Origin of the sequence: Comamonas sp. Z1, from assembly GCF_008121555.1 — a bacterium.
Classification (GTDB): Bacteria; Pseudomonadota; Gammaproteobacteria; order Burkholderiales; family Burkholderiaceae_C; genus Comamonas; species Comamonas thiooxydans.
In genome coordinates this window covers 17,129-30,673 of record NZ_VOQT01000006.1, presented here as the reverse complement: position 1 = coordinate 30,673, position 13,545 = coordinate 17,129, and the positions used below count along the sequence as shown (strand labels likewise).

The 13,545-nt window shown below is 65.7% G+C and carries 13 protein-coding genes; 10 read left to right on the top strand and 3 right to left on the bottom strand.

The window, feature by feature from the left end; translation table 11 throughout:
* Positions 1 to 117 precede the first annotated feature (117 nt).
* The 10 genes from FSY45_RS12970 to FSY45_RS12925 all read left to right on the top strand — a co-directional run bounded on the left by FSY45_RS12970 (position 118) and on the right by FSY45_RS12925 (position 10,044).
* On the top strand, positions 118 to 1,131 hold the full coding sequence (locus FSY45_RS12970) for a tripartite tricarboxylate transporter substrate binding protein (RefSeq protein ID WP_046461174.1): 1,014 nt from the start codon (positions 118 to 120) through the stop codon (positions 1,129 to 1,131).
* Between the two features lie 22 nt (positions 1,132 to 1,153).
* The gene (locus FSY45_RS12965; protein ID WP_046461175.1) at positions 1,154 to 2,044 is read left to right on the top strand and encodes a MaoC family dehydratase N-terminal domain-containing protein; all 891 of its coding nucleotides are present in this window, start codon (positions 1,154 to 1,156) and stop codon (positions 2,042 to 2,044) included.
* A 61-nt stretch (positions 2,045 to 2,105) separates the two neighbouring features.
* Positions 2,106 to 3,272: an acyl-CoA dehydrogenase family protein gene (locus FSY45_RS12960; RefSeq protein ID WP_046461176.1), complete on the top strand. Its 1,167-nt coding sequence runs from the start codon at positions 2,106 to 2,108 to the stop codon at positions 3,270 to 3,272.
* A 164-nt stretch (positions 3,273 to 3,436) separates the two neighbouring features.
* Positions 3,437 to 4,633: a CaiB/BaiF CoA-transferase family protein gene (locus tag FSY45_RS12955; protein WP_046461202.1), complete on the top strand. Its 1,197-nt coding sequence runs from the start codon at positions 3,437 to 3,439 to the stop codon at positions 4,631 to 4,633.
* 34 nt (positions 4,634 to 4,667) lie between these two features.
* Positions 4,668 to 6,032 (top strand): MmgE/PrpD family protein, encoded by a 1,365-nt coding sequence (locus FSY45_RS12950; protein ID WP_046461177.1) that lies wholly within the window; start codon positions 4,668 to 4,670, stop codon positions 6,030 to 6,032.
* Between the two features lie 91 nt (positions 6,033 to 6,123).
* Entirely contained in the window at positions 6,124 to 7,122 is a 999-nt protein-coding gene (locus FSY45_RS12945; protein ID WP_003070447.1) for a tripartite tricarboxylate transporter substrate binding protein BugD, read from the top strand.
* 22 nt (positions 7,123 to 7,144) lie between these two features.
* The gene (locus tag FSY45_RS12940) at positions 7,145 to 8,017 is read left to right on the top strand and encodes a CoA ester lyase (protein WP_046461178.1); all 873 of its coding nucleotides are present in this window, start codon (positions 7,145 to 7,147) and stop codon (positions 8,015 to 8,017) included.
* 71 nt (positions 8,018 to 8,088) lie between these two features.
* The gene (locus tag FSY45_RS12935; RefSeq protein WP_046461179.1) at positions 8,089 to 8,946 is read left to right on the top strand and encodes an SDR family NAD(P)-dependent oxidoreductase; all 858 of its coding nucleotides are present in this window, start codon (positions 8,089 to 8,091) and stop codon (positions 8,944 to 8,946) included.
* A gap of 82 nt (positions 8,947 to 9,028) precedes the next feature.
* Positions 9,029 to 9,457, top strand: a complete 429-nt coding sequence (locus FSY45_RS12930) for a DUF4878 domain-containing protein (protein ID WP_046461180.1) — start codon at positions 9,029 to 9,031, stop codon at positions 9,455 to 9,457.
* Between the two features lie 17 nt (positions 9,458 to 9,474).
* On the top strand, positions 9,475 to 10,044 hold the full coding sequence (locus FSY45_RS12925) for a YiiX/YebB-like N1pC/P60 family cysteine hydrolase (protein WP_223305656.1): 570 nt from the start codon (positions 9,475 to 9,477) through the stop codon (positions 10,042 to 10,044).
* A gap of 10 nt (positions 10,045 to 10,054) precedes the next feature.
* On the opposite strand, the gene FSY45_RS12920 is transcribed toward FSY45_RS12925, so the two are convergent.
* The 3 genes from FSY45_RS12920 to FSY45_RS12910 are packed head-to-tail and all read right to left on the bottom strand — an operon-like array spanning position 10,055 to position 13,505.
* Positions 10,055 to 10,825 (bottom strand): ABC transporter ATP-binding protein, encoded by a 771-nt coding sequence (locus tag FSY45_RS12920; RefSeq protein ID WP_003070442.1) that lies wholly within the window; start codon positions 10,823 to 10,825, stop codon positions 10,055 to 10,057.
* Positions 10,822 to 11,583, bottom strand: coding sequence for an ABC transporter ATP-binding protein (locus tag FSY45_RS12915; RefSeq protein ID WP_046461182.1), 762 nt, complete (start codon positions 11,581 to 11,583; stop codon positions 10,822 to 10,824). The genes FSY45_RS12920 and FSY45_RS12915 overlap by 4 nt, the downstream gene beginning before the upstream one ends.
* A complete protein-coding gene (locus tag FSY45_RS12910; RefSeq protein ID WP_046461183.1) occupies positions 11,580 to 13,505 on the bottom strand; it encodes an ABC transporter permease in 1,926 nt (641 codons plus the stop codon). Before FSY45_RS12910 ends, FSY45_RS12915 begins: the two co-directional genes overlap by 4 nt.
* Between the last annotated feature and the right edge of the window lie 40 nt (positions 13,506 to 13,545).

The following is a 13,545-nucleotide window of genomic DNA, read 5'->3' as shown; positions in this document are numbered from 1 at the left end:
ACCAATCAAGTCAAGGCTTCGGAAAAACAAAAGGCTTGATTCCAATATCAGAGATTGTGCACAGAGCTGGCGCCAGCGAGCATAGGGCTATCAACCCCAAAAGAGGAGACAGTCGCCGTGCCAGTCCGATCAGCCCCGCCCTCCACTCCATCGGTATCGCGCCGCAGCCTCTGCGCCGGCGCCCTGCTGACCCTGGGCCTGCCGACCTGGGCGCAGACCTCCTATCCCGCCCGCCCCATCGTGCTGGTAGTGCCCCAGGCAGCGGGCGGAACCAATGACATCGTGGGCCGCATCGTGGCACAGAAACTGGGCGAGAAGCTGTCCGTGGGCACGGTGGTCGAGAACCGCCCCGGTGCGGGTGGCAACATCGGTACCCAGGCCGTGGCGAAGGCCGCCAGGGACGGCCATACATTGCTGATGACCATCAGCAGCAGCCAGGCCATCAATCCCGCACTCTACAAGTCGCCGGGCTTCGATCCCGTGGGCGACTTCACGCCGGTGAGCATGATCGGCGCCGTGCCCAATGTGCTGCTGGCCCATCCATCATTTCCTGCCCGGACTGTTCCCGAGCTGCTGGCCCTGGCCAGGTCCAAACCCGGCGAGTTGCAATATGCATCGGCAGGCAACGGTACGCTCAACCACCTGCTGGGCGAGATGCTTAACCAGATGGCCGGCGTGCAGCTGCAGCATGTCCCCTACAAGGGCGTGGCGCCGGCGCTTAACGATGTGCTGGGCGGGCAGCTGCCGCTGCTGTTCGGCAGCCTGCCGTCCACGCTGCAGTACATCAAGTCGGGCAAGCTGCGGGCACTGGCGGTCAGCAGCGCAGCGCGCTCGCCCTTGCTGCCCGACGTGCCATCGCTGGGTGAGTTCGTGCCCGGCTACAACGGCACGCTGTGGATTGCCCTGTTCGCGCCGCGCGGCCTGCCGCCTGCGGTGATGAGCCGGCTGCGCGAAGGCATGCAGCAGGCCATGGCGGACAAGGACATGCGCGCCCAGTTGCAGGCTCAGGGCGTGGAGCTTGCGGGCACGCCAGAGCGTCAAGTCACGCCCGACGAGCTGGCTGCCGTCCTCAAGCAGGACATCGCCAAATGGGCGCAGATCGTGAAGACCTCCGGCGCCACGGTGAACTGAATCTCTTCCAGCACTTCCATCCATGAACCCGAACACTGTCCAGATCGACGCACCCACCCTGACCAAGCTCCAGTCTTGGCAGGAGCGCAGCGAAACCATGTCCGACATCATCACCGCAGCTCCGCTGCGTGCCCTCTCGGCCACGCTGGACCGTGACGATCCCGTGCCTGAGGATGGCTCAGCCGTGCCTGCGCTATGGCACTGGCTGTATTTCCTGCCGCATGCGCGCCAGAGCGAGATCGGCCCCGACGGGCATCCCCGGCGCGGCGGCTTCCTGCCGCCCGTGCCGCTGCCGCGCCGCATGTGGGCGGGCGGGCGGCTGCGCTGGGAAGCAGACAATCCGCTGCGCCTGGGGCAGGAGGTGCAGCGCATCTCCACCATCCGCAGCGTGCAGCACAAGACCGGACGCTCGGGCGAGCTGCTGTTCGTGCTGGTGGAGCACCGGTTCTTGAATCACGACGGCCTGGCGCTGGTCGAAGAGCACGACATCGTCTACCGGGCCGCTGCAAGACCCGGCGACCCGGTGCCGCCACCGCAGCAGCCTCCGCTCGCCGGCCAGGCTGCCTGGTCGCGCAGCATCGTGCCCGATGACGTTCTGCTGTTCCGCTACTCGGCGCTGACCTTCAACGGTCACCGCATCCACTACGACCGCCGGTACGTGACCCAGATCGAGGGCTACCCGGGCCTGATCGTGCATGGTCCGCTGATTGCCACGCTGCTGCTCGATCTGCTGCGCCGCCAGCTGCCCGGCGCCAGGGTGGTCGCGTTCGACTTCAAGGCCTTGCGACCGACCTTCGACCTGCATCCTTTCAGCGTGCACGGAAAGCCGCGCGATGACGGCAGGACCATCGACCTGTGGGCGCAGGACCACGACGGCTTTCTCACCATGCAGGCTACGGTCACAGTGGCTTGAAGACTGAAACCCATAGCTGATAGCGCTTGCTGGACAAGCGTTTGTCGCCAGAAGGCTTGAAATGATCGAACACACCAGCTCCAACAACCACCATGAGATCCGCGATGCCATCCGTGCGCTGTGTGCGGAGTTTCCCGACGAGTATTTCCGCAAGATCGACGAGCAGCGCATCTACCCCGAAGCCTTTGTCAACGCGCTCACGAACGCAGGCTGGCTGGCCGCGCTGATTCCGCAGGAGTACGGCGGCAGCGGCCTGGGCCTGACCGAGGCCAGCGTCATCATGGAGGAGATCAACCGCTGCGGAGGCAACTCGGGCGCCTGCCACGGCCAGATGTACAACATGGGCACGCTGCTGCGCCATGGCTCGCAGGCGCAGAAGGAGAAATACCTGCCGCGCATCGCCTCGGGCGAATGGCGGCTGCAGTCCATGGGTGTCACAGAGCCCACCACGGGCACGGACACCACCAAGATCAAGACCAGCGCTGTGAAGAAGGACGAGCGCTATGTGATCAACGGCCAGAAGGTCTGGATCAGCCGCATCCAGCACAGCGACTTCATGATCCTGCTGGCGCGCACCACACCGCTGGCAGAAGTGAAGAAGAAAAGCGAGGGCATGTCCATCTTCATGGTCGATCTGCGCGAGGCCGAGAAGAAGGGCATGACCGTGCGCCCCATCCTCAATATGGTCAACCACGAGACCAACGAGCTGTTCTTCGAGGATCTGGAAATTCCCGAGGAGAACCTGATCGGCGAGGAAGGCAAGGGTTTCAAGTACATCCTCGACGGCCTGAACGCCGAGCGCACGCTGATTGCGGCCGAGTGCATAGGCGACGGCTACTGGTTCCTGGACCGTGTGACGAACTACGTGAAGGACCGCCAGGTGTTCGGCCGTCCCATAGGCCAGAACCAGGGCGTGCAGTTCCCGATCGCCGATGCCTTCATCGAGGTCGAGGCCGCCAATCTCATGCGCTGGAAGGCCTGCGAACTGTTCGACGCGCGAGAGTCCATGGGCGCTCAGGCCAATATGGCCAAGTATCTTGCGGCCAAGGCCAGCTGGGAGGCCGCCAATGCCTGCATCCAGTTCCACGGTGGCTTCGGCTTTGCCTGCGAGTACGACGTGGAGCGCAAGTTCCGCGAAACCCGCCTCTATCAGGTGGCGCCGATCTCCACCAACCTGATCTATTCCTATGTGGCCGAGCACCTGCTGGGTCTGCCACGTTCGTTTTGATGTGCGACACCCCCTGAGGCGCTGCGCGCCTTCCCCCTGAAAGGGGGACGACAGCCTCGCTGCGGGGCGGCGCGGCCGGCCCAGGCCCTTGCTTGCTGTCCCTGGCTTTAAGCGCGTCAGTTGTTCGGGTCGTGAGTTTCGCCAAAGTGCAATGGATTTCCAAGATGAAAAAGCATAGTCTTCGACCCCTCGACGGCATTACCGTGGTCTCGCTGGAACATGCGGTGGCTGCGCCTTTCTGCACCCGCCAGCTCGCCGATCTGGGGGCGCGCGTGATCAAGGTGGAACGTCCGGGAAGCGGCGATTTCGCGCGCGGCTACGACCAGCGCGTCAACGGCCAGTCCTCGCACTTCACCTGGATCAACCGCAGCAAGCAAAGCCTGGCGCTCGATCTCAAGCGGCCCGACGCACTCGAGGCGCTGATGCAACTGCTCGAAGGCGCCGACGTGCTGGTGCAGAACCTGGCGCCCGGCGCGGCCGCGCGCATGGGTCTGTCCTGGGAGGTGCTGAAGGCCCACAATCCCAAGCTCATCGTCTGCGACATCAGCGGCTATGGCGCCGACGGTCCCTACCGCGACAAGAAGGCCTACGACCTGCTGATCCAGAGCGAGGCGGGGTTTCTATCGGTCACGGGCACGCCCGAGGTGCCGTCCAAGGCAGGTATCTCGGTGGCCGACATCGCGGCCGGCATGTACGCCTACACCAACATCCTGTCGGCCCTGCTGCTGCGCGGCCGCACGGGTGAGGGGAGCCATATCGATGTCTCCATGCTGGAGGCGCTGGGCGAGTGGATGGGTTACCCCATGTACTACGCCTGGGAGGGCGCGCCGCCGCCGCCGCGCACGGGCGCATCGCATGCCAGCATCTACCCCTATGGCCCCTTCGAGGCGGGCGACGGCGGCACGGTGATGCTGGGCCTGCAGAACGAGCGCGAATGGAAGCTTTTTTGCGAGCAGGTGCTGCTGCAGCCGGCACTGGCCAGCGATGCGCGCTTTGACAGCAATGCGCAGCGCAACGCCAACCGCGAAGAGCTGCGAGCGCTGATTCTGGATGTGTTCAACGCGCTGAATGCGGCCCAGGTCGTGCAGCGGCTGGACGCGGCCGGCATTGCCAATGCGCGAGTCAACGACATGGCCGGCCTGTGGGCCCATCCGCAGCTGGCCGCGCGTCAGCGCTGGTGCAGCGTGGGAACGCCGGCCGGGCCGGTGCAGGCACTGCTGCCGCCCGGTGCCAACAGCGCCTTTGACTACCGCATGGAGGCTGTGCCGTCCGTAGGCGAGCACAGCGAGGCCATCCTGGCCGAGCTGGGCTGGTCGGCCGAGCGCATCCGTGCCCTGTACGCCGAAGAAGCAACTCTGTGAAAGCTGTGCGCAGCGTATGCGCGGGAGTGATTCCATGAAGAACGAGACCCAAGTGAGCATTCATCCGCTGGCCCGGTTCGCGGCCATGCTGTGCTGGGAGGATGTCCCGCTGCAGGTGCAGCGCCGCGCCGAGGATCTGTGGGTGGACTGGTTCGGCTCCGCTCTCGCAGGCCAGAACGCGCGCCCCGTGCAGAGCATCACGCGCTTCGCGCTGTCCCAGGGCCCGGCCGCGGGCCCCTGCGAGATACTGGGCAGTGCCGCCACCAGTTCACCTCTGATGGCGGCCCAGGCCAACGCCGCTGCCTCGCATGTGGCCGAGCAGGACGATGTGCACAACGGCTCGGTGTTCCACCCTGCGGCCGTGGTCTTCCCGCCCGCGCTGGCGGTGGCGCAGAGCCTTGGTGCCAGCGGCGTCGAGCTTATGCAGGCCTGTGTGGCCGGCTATGAGGTCGGCATCCGGGTGGGCGAGTTTCTGGGCCGCAGCCACTACCGCATCTTCCACACTACGGCCACGGCAGGCACGCTGGCGGCGGCTGCCGCCGTGGGCCGTCTGCTCAAGCTGACGCCCGAGCAGATGCAGCATGCCTTCGGCTCGGCCGGCACGCAGTCGGCGGGGCTGTGGGAGTTTCTGCGCACAGGCGCCGACAGCAAGCAGCTGCACACGGCGCATGCTGCCGCCGCGGGCCTGATGTCGGCCTATCTGGCGCAAGACGGTTTCACGGGCGCACAAGACATCTTCACGGGGCCGCAGGGACTGGCGGCAGGCATGTCCACGGATGCCGACCCGGCACGGCTCAGCGACGGGCTGGGCACACGCTGGGCCACGGCCGAGACCTCGTTCAAATGGCATGCCTCATGCCGCCACACCCACCCGGCCGCCGATGCGCTGCTGCAGGTCATGCAGGACCATGACCTGACCCCCGCCGACCTGGCCCAGGTCACCTGTCATGTGCATCAGGGCGCCATCGATGTGCTCGGCCCCGTGGTCAGGCCGAGCACCGTGCACCAGAGCAAGTTTTCCATGGGTACCGTGCTGGCGCTGGCGGCGCGTCACGGCCATGCGGGGCTGACGGAGTTCGACGGCGACTATCTGGCACAGGAAACCGTGGAGCTGCGCGACAAGGTGAGCATGGAGCTTGATGCCGAGGTCGACGCTGCCTATCCCCGACGCTGGATAGGCAAGGTCAGCGTGCAGACCACGGATGGCCGTTTGCTCAAGGGCCGTGTCGACGAGCCCAAGGGCGACCCCGGCAACACGCTGTCGCGCGAGGAAATCACGGCCAAGGCGCTGCGGCTGATCGCCTACGGCGGCCATGTGCCCGCCGAGCACGCCCAGGCAGCGGTGGCAAGGCTGTGGCAGGTCGCGCAATGGCCGCGCGTGCGGCGTCTGCTGGACTGAGTTCTCCCGCCGGTCCAGGCCGGCGGATCCAAGGGAAAGGCGCCGTCACAGAGCGCCTCCCGCTTCCACCAAAGTGCACAGGAGACAAACCATGCAAAGCACAAACCCTTTCCGCCGCCGCCTTGTTCACGCAGCGGCCGCCGCCTGCGCGCTGGCGGCATGCGCGGGCGCCCAAGCCAGTTCCTGGCCGGAGAAGCCGGTTGTCCTTGTCGTTCCCTACAGTGCGGGCGGACCTACCGACGTGGTGGCGCGCCTGCTGGCCATCCCCATGGGGCAGGTGCTGGGCCAGAGCGTGCTGGTGGAAAACACCGTGGGCGCGGGCGGCACCATTGCACCGGCCCGCGTAGCCAAGGCCAAGGCGGACGGCTACACCATCCTCATCCACCACATGGGCATGGCCACGGCACCCGCGCTGTACAAGAAGCTGCCCTATGACCCGCTCAAGGACTTCGAGTACATCGGCCAGGTGCTGGATGTGCCCATGACCCTGTTGTCGCGCAAGGACTTCCCGGCCAGCAACTTCGCCGAGCTGCTGGACTACGTGAGGAAGAACCAGGACAAGGTCTCGCTGGCCAATGCCGGTATCGGTGCCGTGTCCCAGTTGTGCGGCATGCTGTTCATGCACCAGGCGGGCGTCAAGCTCACCACCGTTCCCTACAAGGGCGCGGGCCCTGCCATGAACGACCTCATGGGCGGCCAGGTGGACCTGCTGTGCGACCAGACCACCCAGACCGTGCCCGTGATCAAGGACGGTCAGCGCGCCAAGGTCTTCGGCGTGACCACGCCTCAACGTCTGTCGTCCCTGCCCAGCATTCCGACGCTGGACGAGCAAGGCCTCAAGGGCTTTGACGTCAAGGTCTGGCACGGCATGTATGCGCCCAAGGGCACGCCCAAGGAGGTGGTCATGGCCATCAACAAGGCACTGAACGTGGCCATCAAGGACGAGAACGTCAGAAAGCGCATCGCCGAGCTCAGCTCCGACCTGGTATCGCCTGAGAAGGCCACGCCCGAAGGCCTGCGCACCCATCTGCAGGCCGAAGTGGTGCGTTGGAACAAGGTCATCAAGGCCGCCGGCGTTTCAGCCGAATAAGCCATTCTTCAAGGACATACGCATGCACGATCTGGCGCGACAGGCCACCTCCTTTCTTTTCGTTCCTGCCACGCGCCCCGAACGCCTTGGAAAGGCCATGGACAGCGGTGCCGACATGGTGATCGCCGACTGGGAGGACGCCGTGGCACCGGCCGACAAGGAGGGCGCGCGCCAGGCGCTGGCCCAGGCCGTGGAAGCGCTGGAAGGCACGCAGCGCGCACGCCTGCTGGTGCGCATCAACGCCGAAGGCACACCCTGGCATGCCGAGGACCTGCGCGCGCTGGCGCAGCTGGTGGAGATGGGCGTGGCCGGCGTCGTGGTCTCCAAGGCCGAGCGTGCCCAGACCCTGCATGCGGTGGCCCGGGCTGCGGGGGCACAGGCGGCCTTGCTGCCCCTGATCGAGAGCGTGGCCGGACTGGACGCTGCGGCTGCCCTGGCTGCCGCTCCCCAGGTGGTGCGGCTGGCCTTCGGCCATCTGGACTTCCAGGTCGATGCAGGCATGGCCTGCGGGCTGGAGGAGGAAGAGCTGCTGCCCATTCGAATGGCCCTGGTCCTGGCATCGCGCCGCGCCGGCATTGGCGCGGTCGTGGACGGCGTGACCGTGGAAACGCGCAACCCCGAACGACTGGCATTGGACGCGGCGCGCGCCAGGCGCATGGGCTTTGGCGGCAAGCTGTGCATTCACCCGGCCCAGGTGCAGCCCCTGCACGCCGTCTTCGACCCCGACCCCGCAGCCGTGGCCCATGCGCAGCGCCTGTGCCAAGCGCTGTCCGAGGCTGGCGGCGGTGTCTGCGTGCTGGACGGCCGCATGGTCGATGCGCCGGTGCTCCACATGGCACAGCAGACGTTGGCTCGTCACGCCCGGGCACAGCAGCGCATGCATCGCAAGATATAGTCTTATCAGACGTTGCCGGGCGCCGCAGTTTGCTCCAGATTCATGCTGCTTCAAGACACAAAGGGAAGAGCATGAACCAGGCTTTGATATGTGTGGTGACGGGGGCCAGCCGTGGCGTGGGCCGGGGTGTGGCGCTGGCGCTGGGTGCGTCGGGTGCAACCGTCTATGTGACGGGGCGCAGCGTGAAGGAGGGCGACTCGCCGCTGCCCGGCACGGTAGGCAGAACAGCTGCCGATGTGACGGCAGCCGGCGGCCACGGCATTGCCGTGGCCTGTGACCATGGCGATGATGTCCAGGTGGCGGCGCTGTTCGAGCGTGTGCGCCGCGAGCATGGTCGGCTCGACATTCTGGTCAATTGTGCGATTGCGATTCCCGATGCGCTGACCGTTCCCGGCCCCTTCTGGCAGAAGCCGCTGGAGATGACAGGGCTGCTCGATGTGGGTCTGCGTTCCACCTACGTGGCCAGTCATTGCGCGGCCGGCCTGCTGATCGCGGCGCGCGGCCTGGTGGTCAATATCTCGTCGGCAGGCAGCCGCTGCTATATGCATGGGCCGGCTTATGGCGCGGGCAAGGCCGGCACGGACAAGATGAGCTTCGACATGGCCCACGATTTCAAGCCTGCCGGCGTGAGTGTGGTTTCGCTCTGGCCCGGACTGGTCAGGACCGAGCGCTCCGAACGCGTCTGCGCGGCCGAGCCCGACAAGTACGGCGACAGCTTCGACAGCGCCGAAACGCCGCAATTCATAGGTCGGGTGGTACTGGCCTTGCATGGCGATGCCGACTGTCTGGAGCAGCGCTCCGGCGGCGTGTTCTATACGGCCGAGCTGGCCAGTGAGTATGGCGTGCAGGACATCGATGGCGCGCAGCCTGCGTCGCCGCGTGCCTACTTCGGCGCGCCACCGGAGTTCAGCCCGGTGGTGGTCGAATAGGCCGGTGCACTGACTGCACGCAAGAGCAGGGCCGTTGTGGCGACTACACTGCGGCCTTCCTTGTTTTTGCTGTACCCGGTCCGTGTCTGCTTCTGTCTCCCTTTCCCGCCGCCGATGTCTGCTTCTCCCCTTCTCGCTGTCTCTGGCTCTGGGTCTGTCGGCCTGTGCCACGACCACCCCTGAACAAAGTCAGGATGAACTGGTCCAGCACTTTTACCAACTGATTGCCGAAGGCGATTTCGACGCTTGCATGCGTTTGATTTCGGCACGCCATATTTCCAAGCAAGAGCTGGCAGGTTTCGAGAGCAAGCTGCGCCGGATACTGACCAGCGGTCAGAAGCTGATCAACTCCCGCGGCGGTTTGCTCAAGGTCGAGGTGCTGGAGCGAGTTGTGTCCCAGGAAGAGCAGGTCACCAAGCTCAGGGTTCAGGTTTACTACCGCGATGGCAGCAGTCGTCGTGAGCGCATCAATCTGTTCCAGGAACAGGACGTCTGGAAAGTGCAGCTGTGATTTCTCGGCGGCTGGCAATGGCCGCTGTGATGGCGCTGTCGGCCTGCTGTGCTGGCCTGGCTTTTGCAACGCCGCAGCTGCCGCCGCAGGCTGCGCCGGGTGATCTGATCTTTCGCCAGGGTACGGAGAACGTCAGCCAACTGGTGCAGGCCGTGGACGGTGGTGACTTCAGCCATGTGGGCATGCTGGTGGGCCGGCCCGGTCACTGGCAGGTGCTGCATGCCACGCCGTCCGAACGCGAGGGCCAGCCCGATGCCGTGGTGCTGGATTCGCTGGACTTTTTCCTGGGCGTTCAGCGCGCTCAGGCCTTTCGCCTGTATCAGGTCACGGCAGACCCCGGCACGCGTGAGCGGGCCGTGGCCTGGGCCATGGCGCAGCAGGGTAAGCCGTTTCAGCTGCAGGGTTCGGGCCAGGGCGTCTATTGCACCACGCTGGTCTGGCAGGCCTGGCTGCAAAGTGGAGCGGATCTCGAGGTGGTATTTACCGAGGTGGAACTGCCGATTCTGGGTGGCCGTTATCTGCTGCCGAGCAGCCTGTTGCGCTCCAGCCGGCTGCGCGCGCTGACGCCCTTGCTGCCGACGCGCTGAACCTCGGCTTTCAGACGCCCAGATATTGCTGGCGTGCCGCCTTGTCGCTCGCCAGCTCGGCCATGCTGGCCGCGTGCACGATCTGGCCTTTTTCCAGCACATAGGCCCGGTCGGCCACGACTTCGGCAAACGGCAGGTTCTGCTCGCTGAGCAAGATGCCTATGCCCTGTGCCTTCAGCTCCAGAATCGTGCGCGCCATCTGCTCGACGATCAGCGGAGCAACCCCCTCGGAGGGCTCGTCCAGCAGCACCAGACAGGGCTGGCCCATCAGCGTGCGGGCCACGCTCAGCATCTGCTGCTCGCCACCGCTCATGCGCCCGCCAAGGCGCTCGGGCATCTCGCCCAGGTTGGGGAAAAGCGCAAACAGCTTTTCGGGCGTCCAGTGCGGCACGGCCTGGCCGTCGGGCCAGAGGCGTGGCTTTTGCTTGCCGACCTCGAGGTTTTCCAGCACCGTCAGCTCGGTGAAGATGCGGCGATCCTCGGGCACATAGCCCAGGCCGCGCTGCGCGATCTGGTGCGAGGCTTTTTTCTCTATCGCCTCTCCCATGAAGCGAATGCTGCCCTCCCGGCGCGGAACCAGGGCGGCAATGCTTTTGAGCGTGGTGGACTTGCCAGCGCCATTGCGACCCATCAGCGCCACGACCTCGCCGCGTCCCACGGCCAGTGATACCTGATGCAGGATATGGGCCGCGCCATACCAGGCATCGAGGTTCTGAACTTCAAGCAATTTGGGGCTCTTGCCCTTATCCATCAAGCGCTGGTTGCTATGCATTTGATTCATTGCTGTTTTTCAAGAACGAGGCCGGTACCGAGGTAGGCCTGCTGTACGCGTGCGTCGTCGCGAATGGCTTGCGGCCTACCTTCGGCCAGCAGCTGGCCGCGCACCAGCACGGCCACACGGTCGGCCTGACCGAAAACCACGTCCATGCTGTGTTCGGTAAACAGCACGCCCATGCGGCGCTGCTGCGCCAGCTGGCGCGTCAGCTGCATCAGGGCCACACGCTCGCCCGGGGCCATGCCGGCCGTTGGTTCGTCCATGAGCAGCAGCAGAGGATCATGGGCCAGCGCCATGGCCAGCTCCACTCGCTTCACATCGCCATAGGCCAGAGCGCTGCAGGGGCGATCGGCCTGAGCCGCCATGCCCACCTGTTCCAGCAGGGCCAGGGCGTCCGCACGCCGGTGGCTGGCGGCACGCGGCCACCAACTGAAGATCCTGCGATCGGCCGACAGCAAAGCCATCTGCACGTTTTCCACCACGCTGAGCGAGGCAAAAGTCTGTGCAATCTGGAAGGTGCGTCCCACGCCCTTGCGCCAGATGGCGCGCGGCGGCAGGCCTGTGATGGACTGGCCATTGAGCAGCACCTGGCCGCTGTCGGGCGGCAACTGGCCGCCGACCATATTGAAGGTGGTGCTCTTGCCCGCGCCGTTGGGGCCGATCAGGGCCAGCAGCTCGCCTGCCTGCAGGCTGAATGAGACCTGCTGCACGGCCTTCACGCCGCCAAAGGCCTTGCTGAGGTTCTGTACTCGCAGCAGGTTCATGTCCTGGCTCCTGCTTTGTCCTTGCCGCATACCTTGCCACATGTGCGCGACCACAGCAGTTGTGCATAGCCTGCAATGCCCTGCGGTGCCAGCAGCACCAGAATCAGCATGGTCGCCCCCATCAGCGCGCGCCAGTATTCGGTGTTGCGTGCCACGGTGTCGTGCAGCCAGGTAAAGGCGGCCGCGCCCACCACGGGGCCGGCCAGTGTCTGCACGCCGCCCAGCAGCACCATGACCAGTGCATCCACCGACTTGGTGACAGACATGGTGTCGGGCGCAACGCCGCCCTTGCTGAAGGCAAACAGCGCTCCGGCCAGACCGGCAAACAGCCCGGCGATCACGAATGCCGTCCACTGAATGCGGCGCACGTCGATGCCGATGGCATCGGCCCGCAGAGCCGAGTCGCGCGATGCGCGCAGCGCATAGCCCAGCGGCGAAAACAGCAGGCGGCGCAGCAGATAGATGCCAAGCGCGCAGATGCCCAGAGCCAGCCAGTAGAACGCCAGGCCCTGCGATGCCCATTCGGGGGGCCAGACGCCGGTCAGGCCGTTGCTGCCGCCCGTGAAGTCATCCCACTGAAAGACGATGGCCCAGCTGATCTGCGCAAACGCCAGCGTCAGCATGGTCAGATAGACGCCCGACAGCCGCACGCAGAACCAGCCATAGAGCAGGGCGCCCGCAGCGGCGGCCAGGGGGCCGAGCAGCAGCGCCGCTTCCATGGACAAATCCAGCGTACGCACCAGCAGTGCCGCACCGTAGGCACCCAGGCCAAAGTAGGCCGCGTGACCAAAGGAGTGCATGCCGCCAGGCCCGAGTATGAAGTGCAGACTGCTCGCAAACAGCGCGGCGACAAAGATATCGGCCAGCAGCACGGTGGCATAGCTGCCGCCTTCGGCGACACCCGTCGTCAGCGGCAGCAGCACCAGCGCGCTCAGCAGACCCAGCCAGGCGGCCGTTGCACCACGCCCCGAGCGGCGCAGAGGTTGTTCAGGCTCGCCCGCGTTGCGAGCCAGCGCCTGTGGCTTGCCCAGCAGGCCCCAAGGCCGCCAGATCAGCACCACGGCCATGACCAGGAACTCCACCACCAGCGTGAGCTTGGAGAACGACAGCTCAAGACCCGCGATCTCCTGCACGCCCAGCCAGATGCAGACGGCTTTGAGCTCTGCCACCAGCAACGCGGCAATGAAGGCGCCCGGTATGCTGCCCATGCCGCCGACCACGACCACCACAAACGCGGCGCCAATGGTGAGCATGTCCATCTCGAGGCTCGCGGGCTCGCGCGGCAGCTGCAGCGCTCCGCCCAGGCCTGCCAGCAGCGTACCCAGTGCGAAGACGGCGGTGAACAGCCAGGCCTGGTTGACGCCCAGGGCGCCCACCATTTCGCGGTCCTGCGTGGCGGCACGCACCAGGGTGCCAAAGCGGGTCCTGGTCAACAAAAGCGTCAGGCCCAGGAGGACGCAAGGGCCGACAGCTATCAAGAACAGATCGTAAGTGGGGAACTGGCGGCCCAGAATCTCCACCGAGCCTTCAAGCCCTGCGGCACGCGGGCCGAACAGTTCTTCGGGGCCCCACAGCCACAGCGCCGCATCCTTGATGACCAGTACCAGCGCAAACGTGGCCAGGAGCTGGAACAGCTCGGGCGCCTTGTAGATGCGGCGCAGAAGCAGTGTCTCGGTCAGCGCCCCCAGTGCGCCGCAGGCCAGCGGAGCCAGCAGCAGCGCGGGCCAGAAACCGATATGGGGCGAAAGCCGGTCCACGCTGCTGTAGGCGATGAAGGCGCCCAGCATATAGAAGGAGCCGTGGGCGAAGTTGATGGTGCGGGTGACACCGAAGATCAGCGACAGCCCGACCGAAACCAGAAACAGCGACGATGCGCTGGCCAGTCCGTTGAGCAACTGGGCCAGCAGGCCGGATGCACTCATGCTGCGTAGCTCCTGAAGCTCGACATAGTGTTTTCGGAGA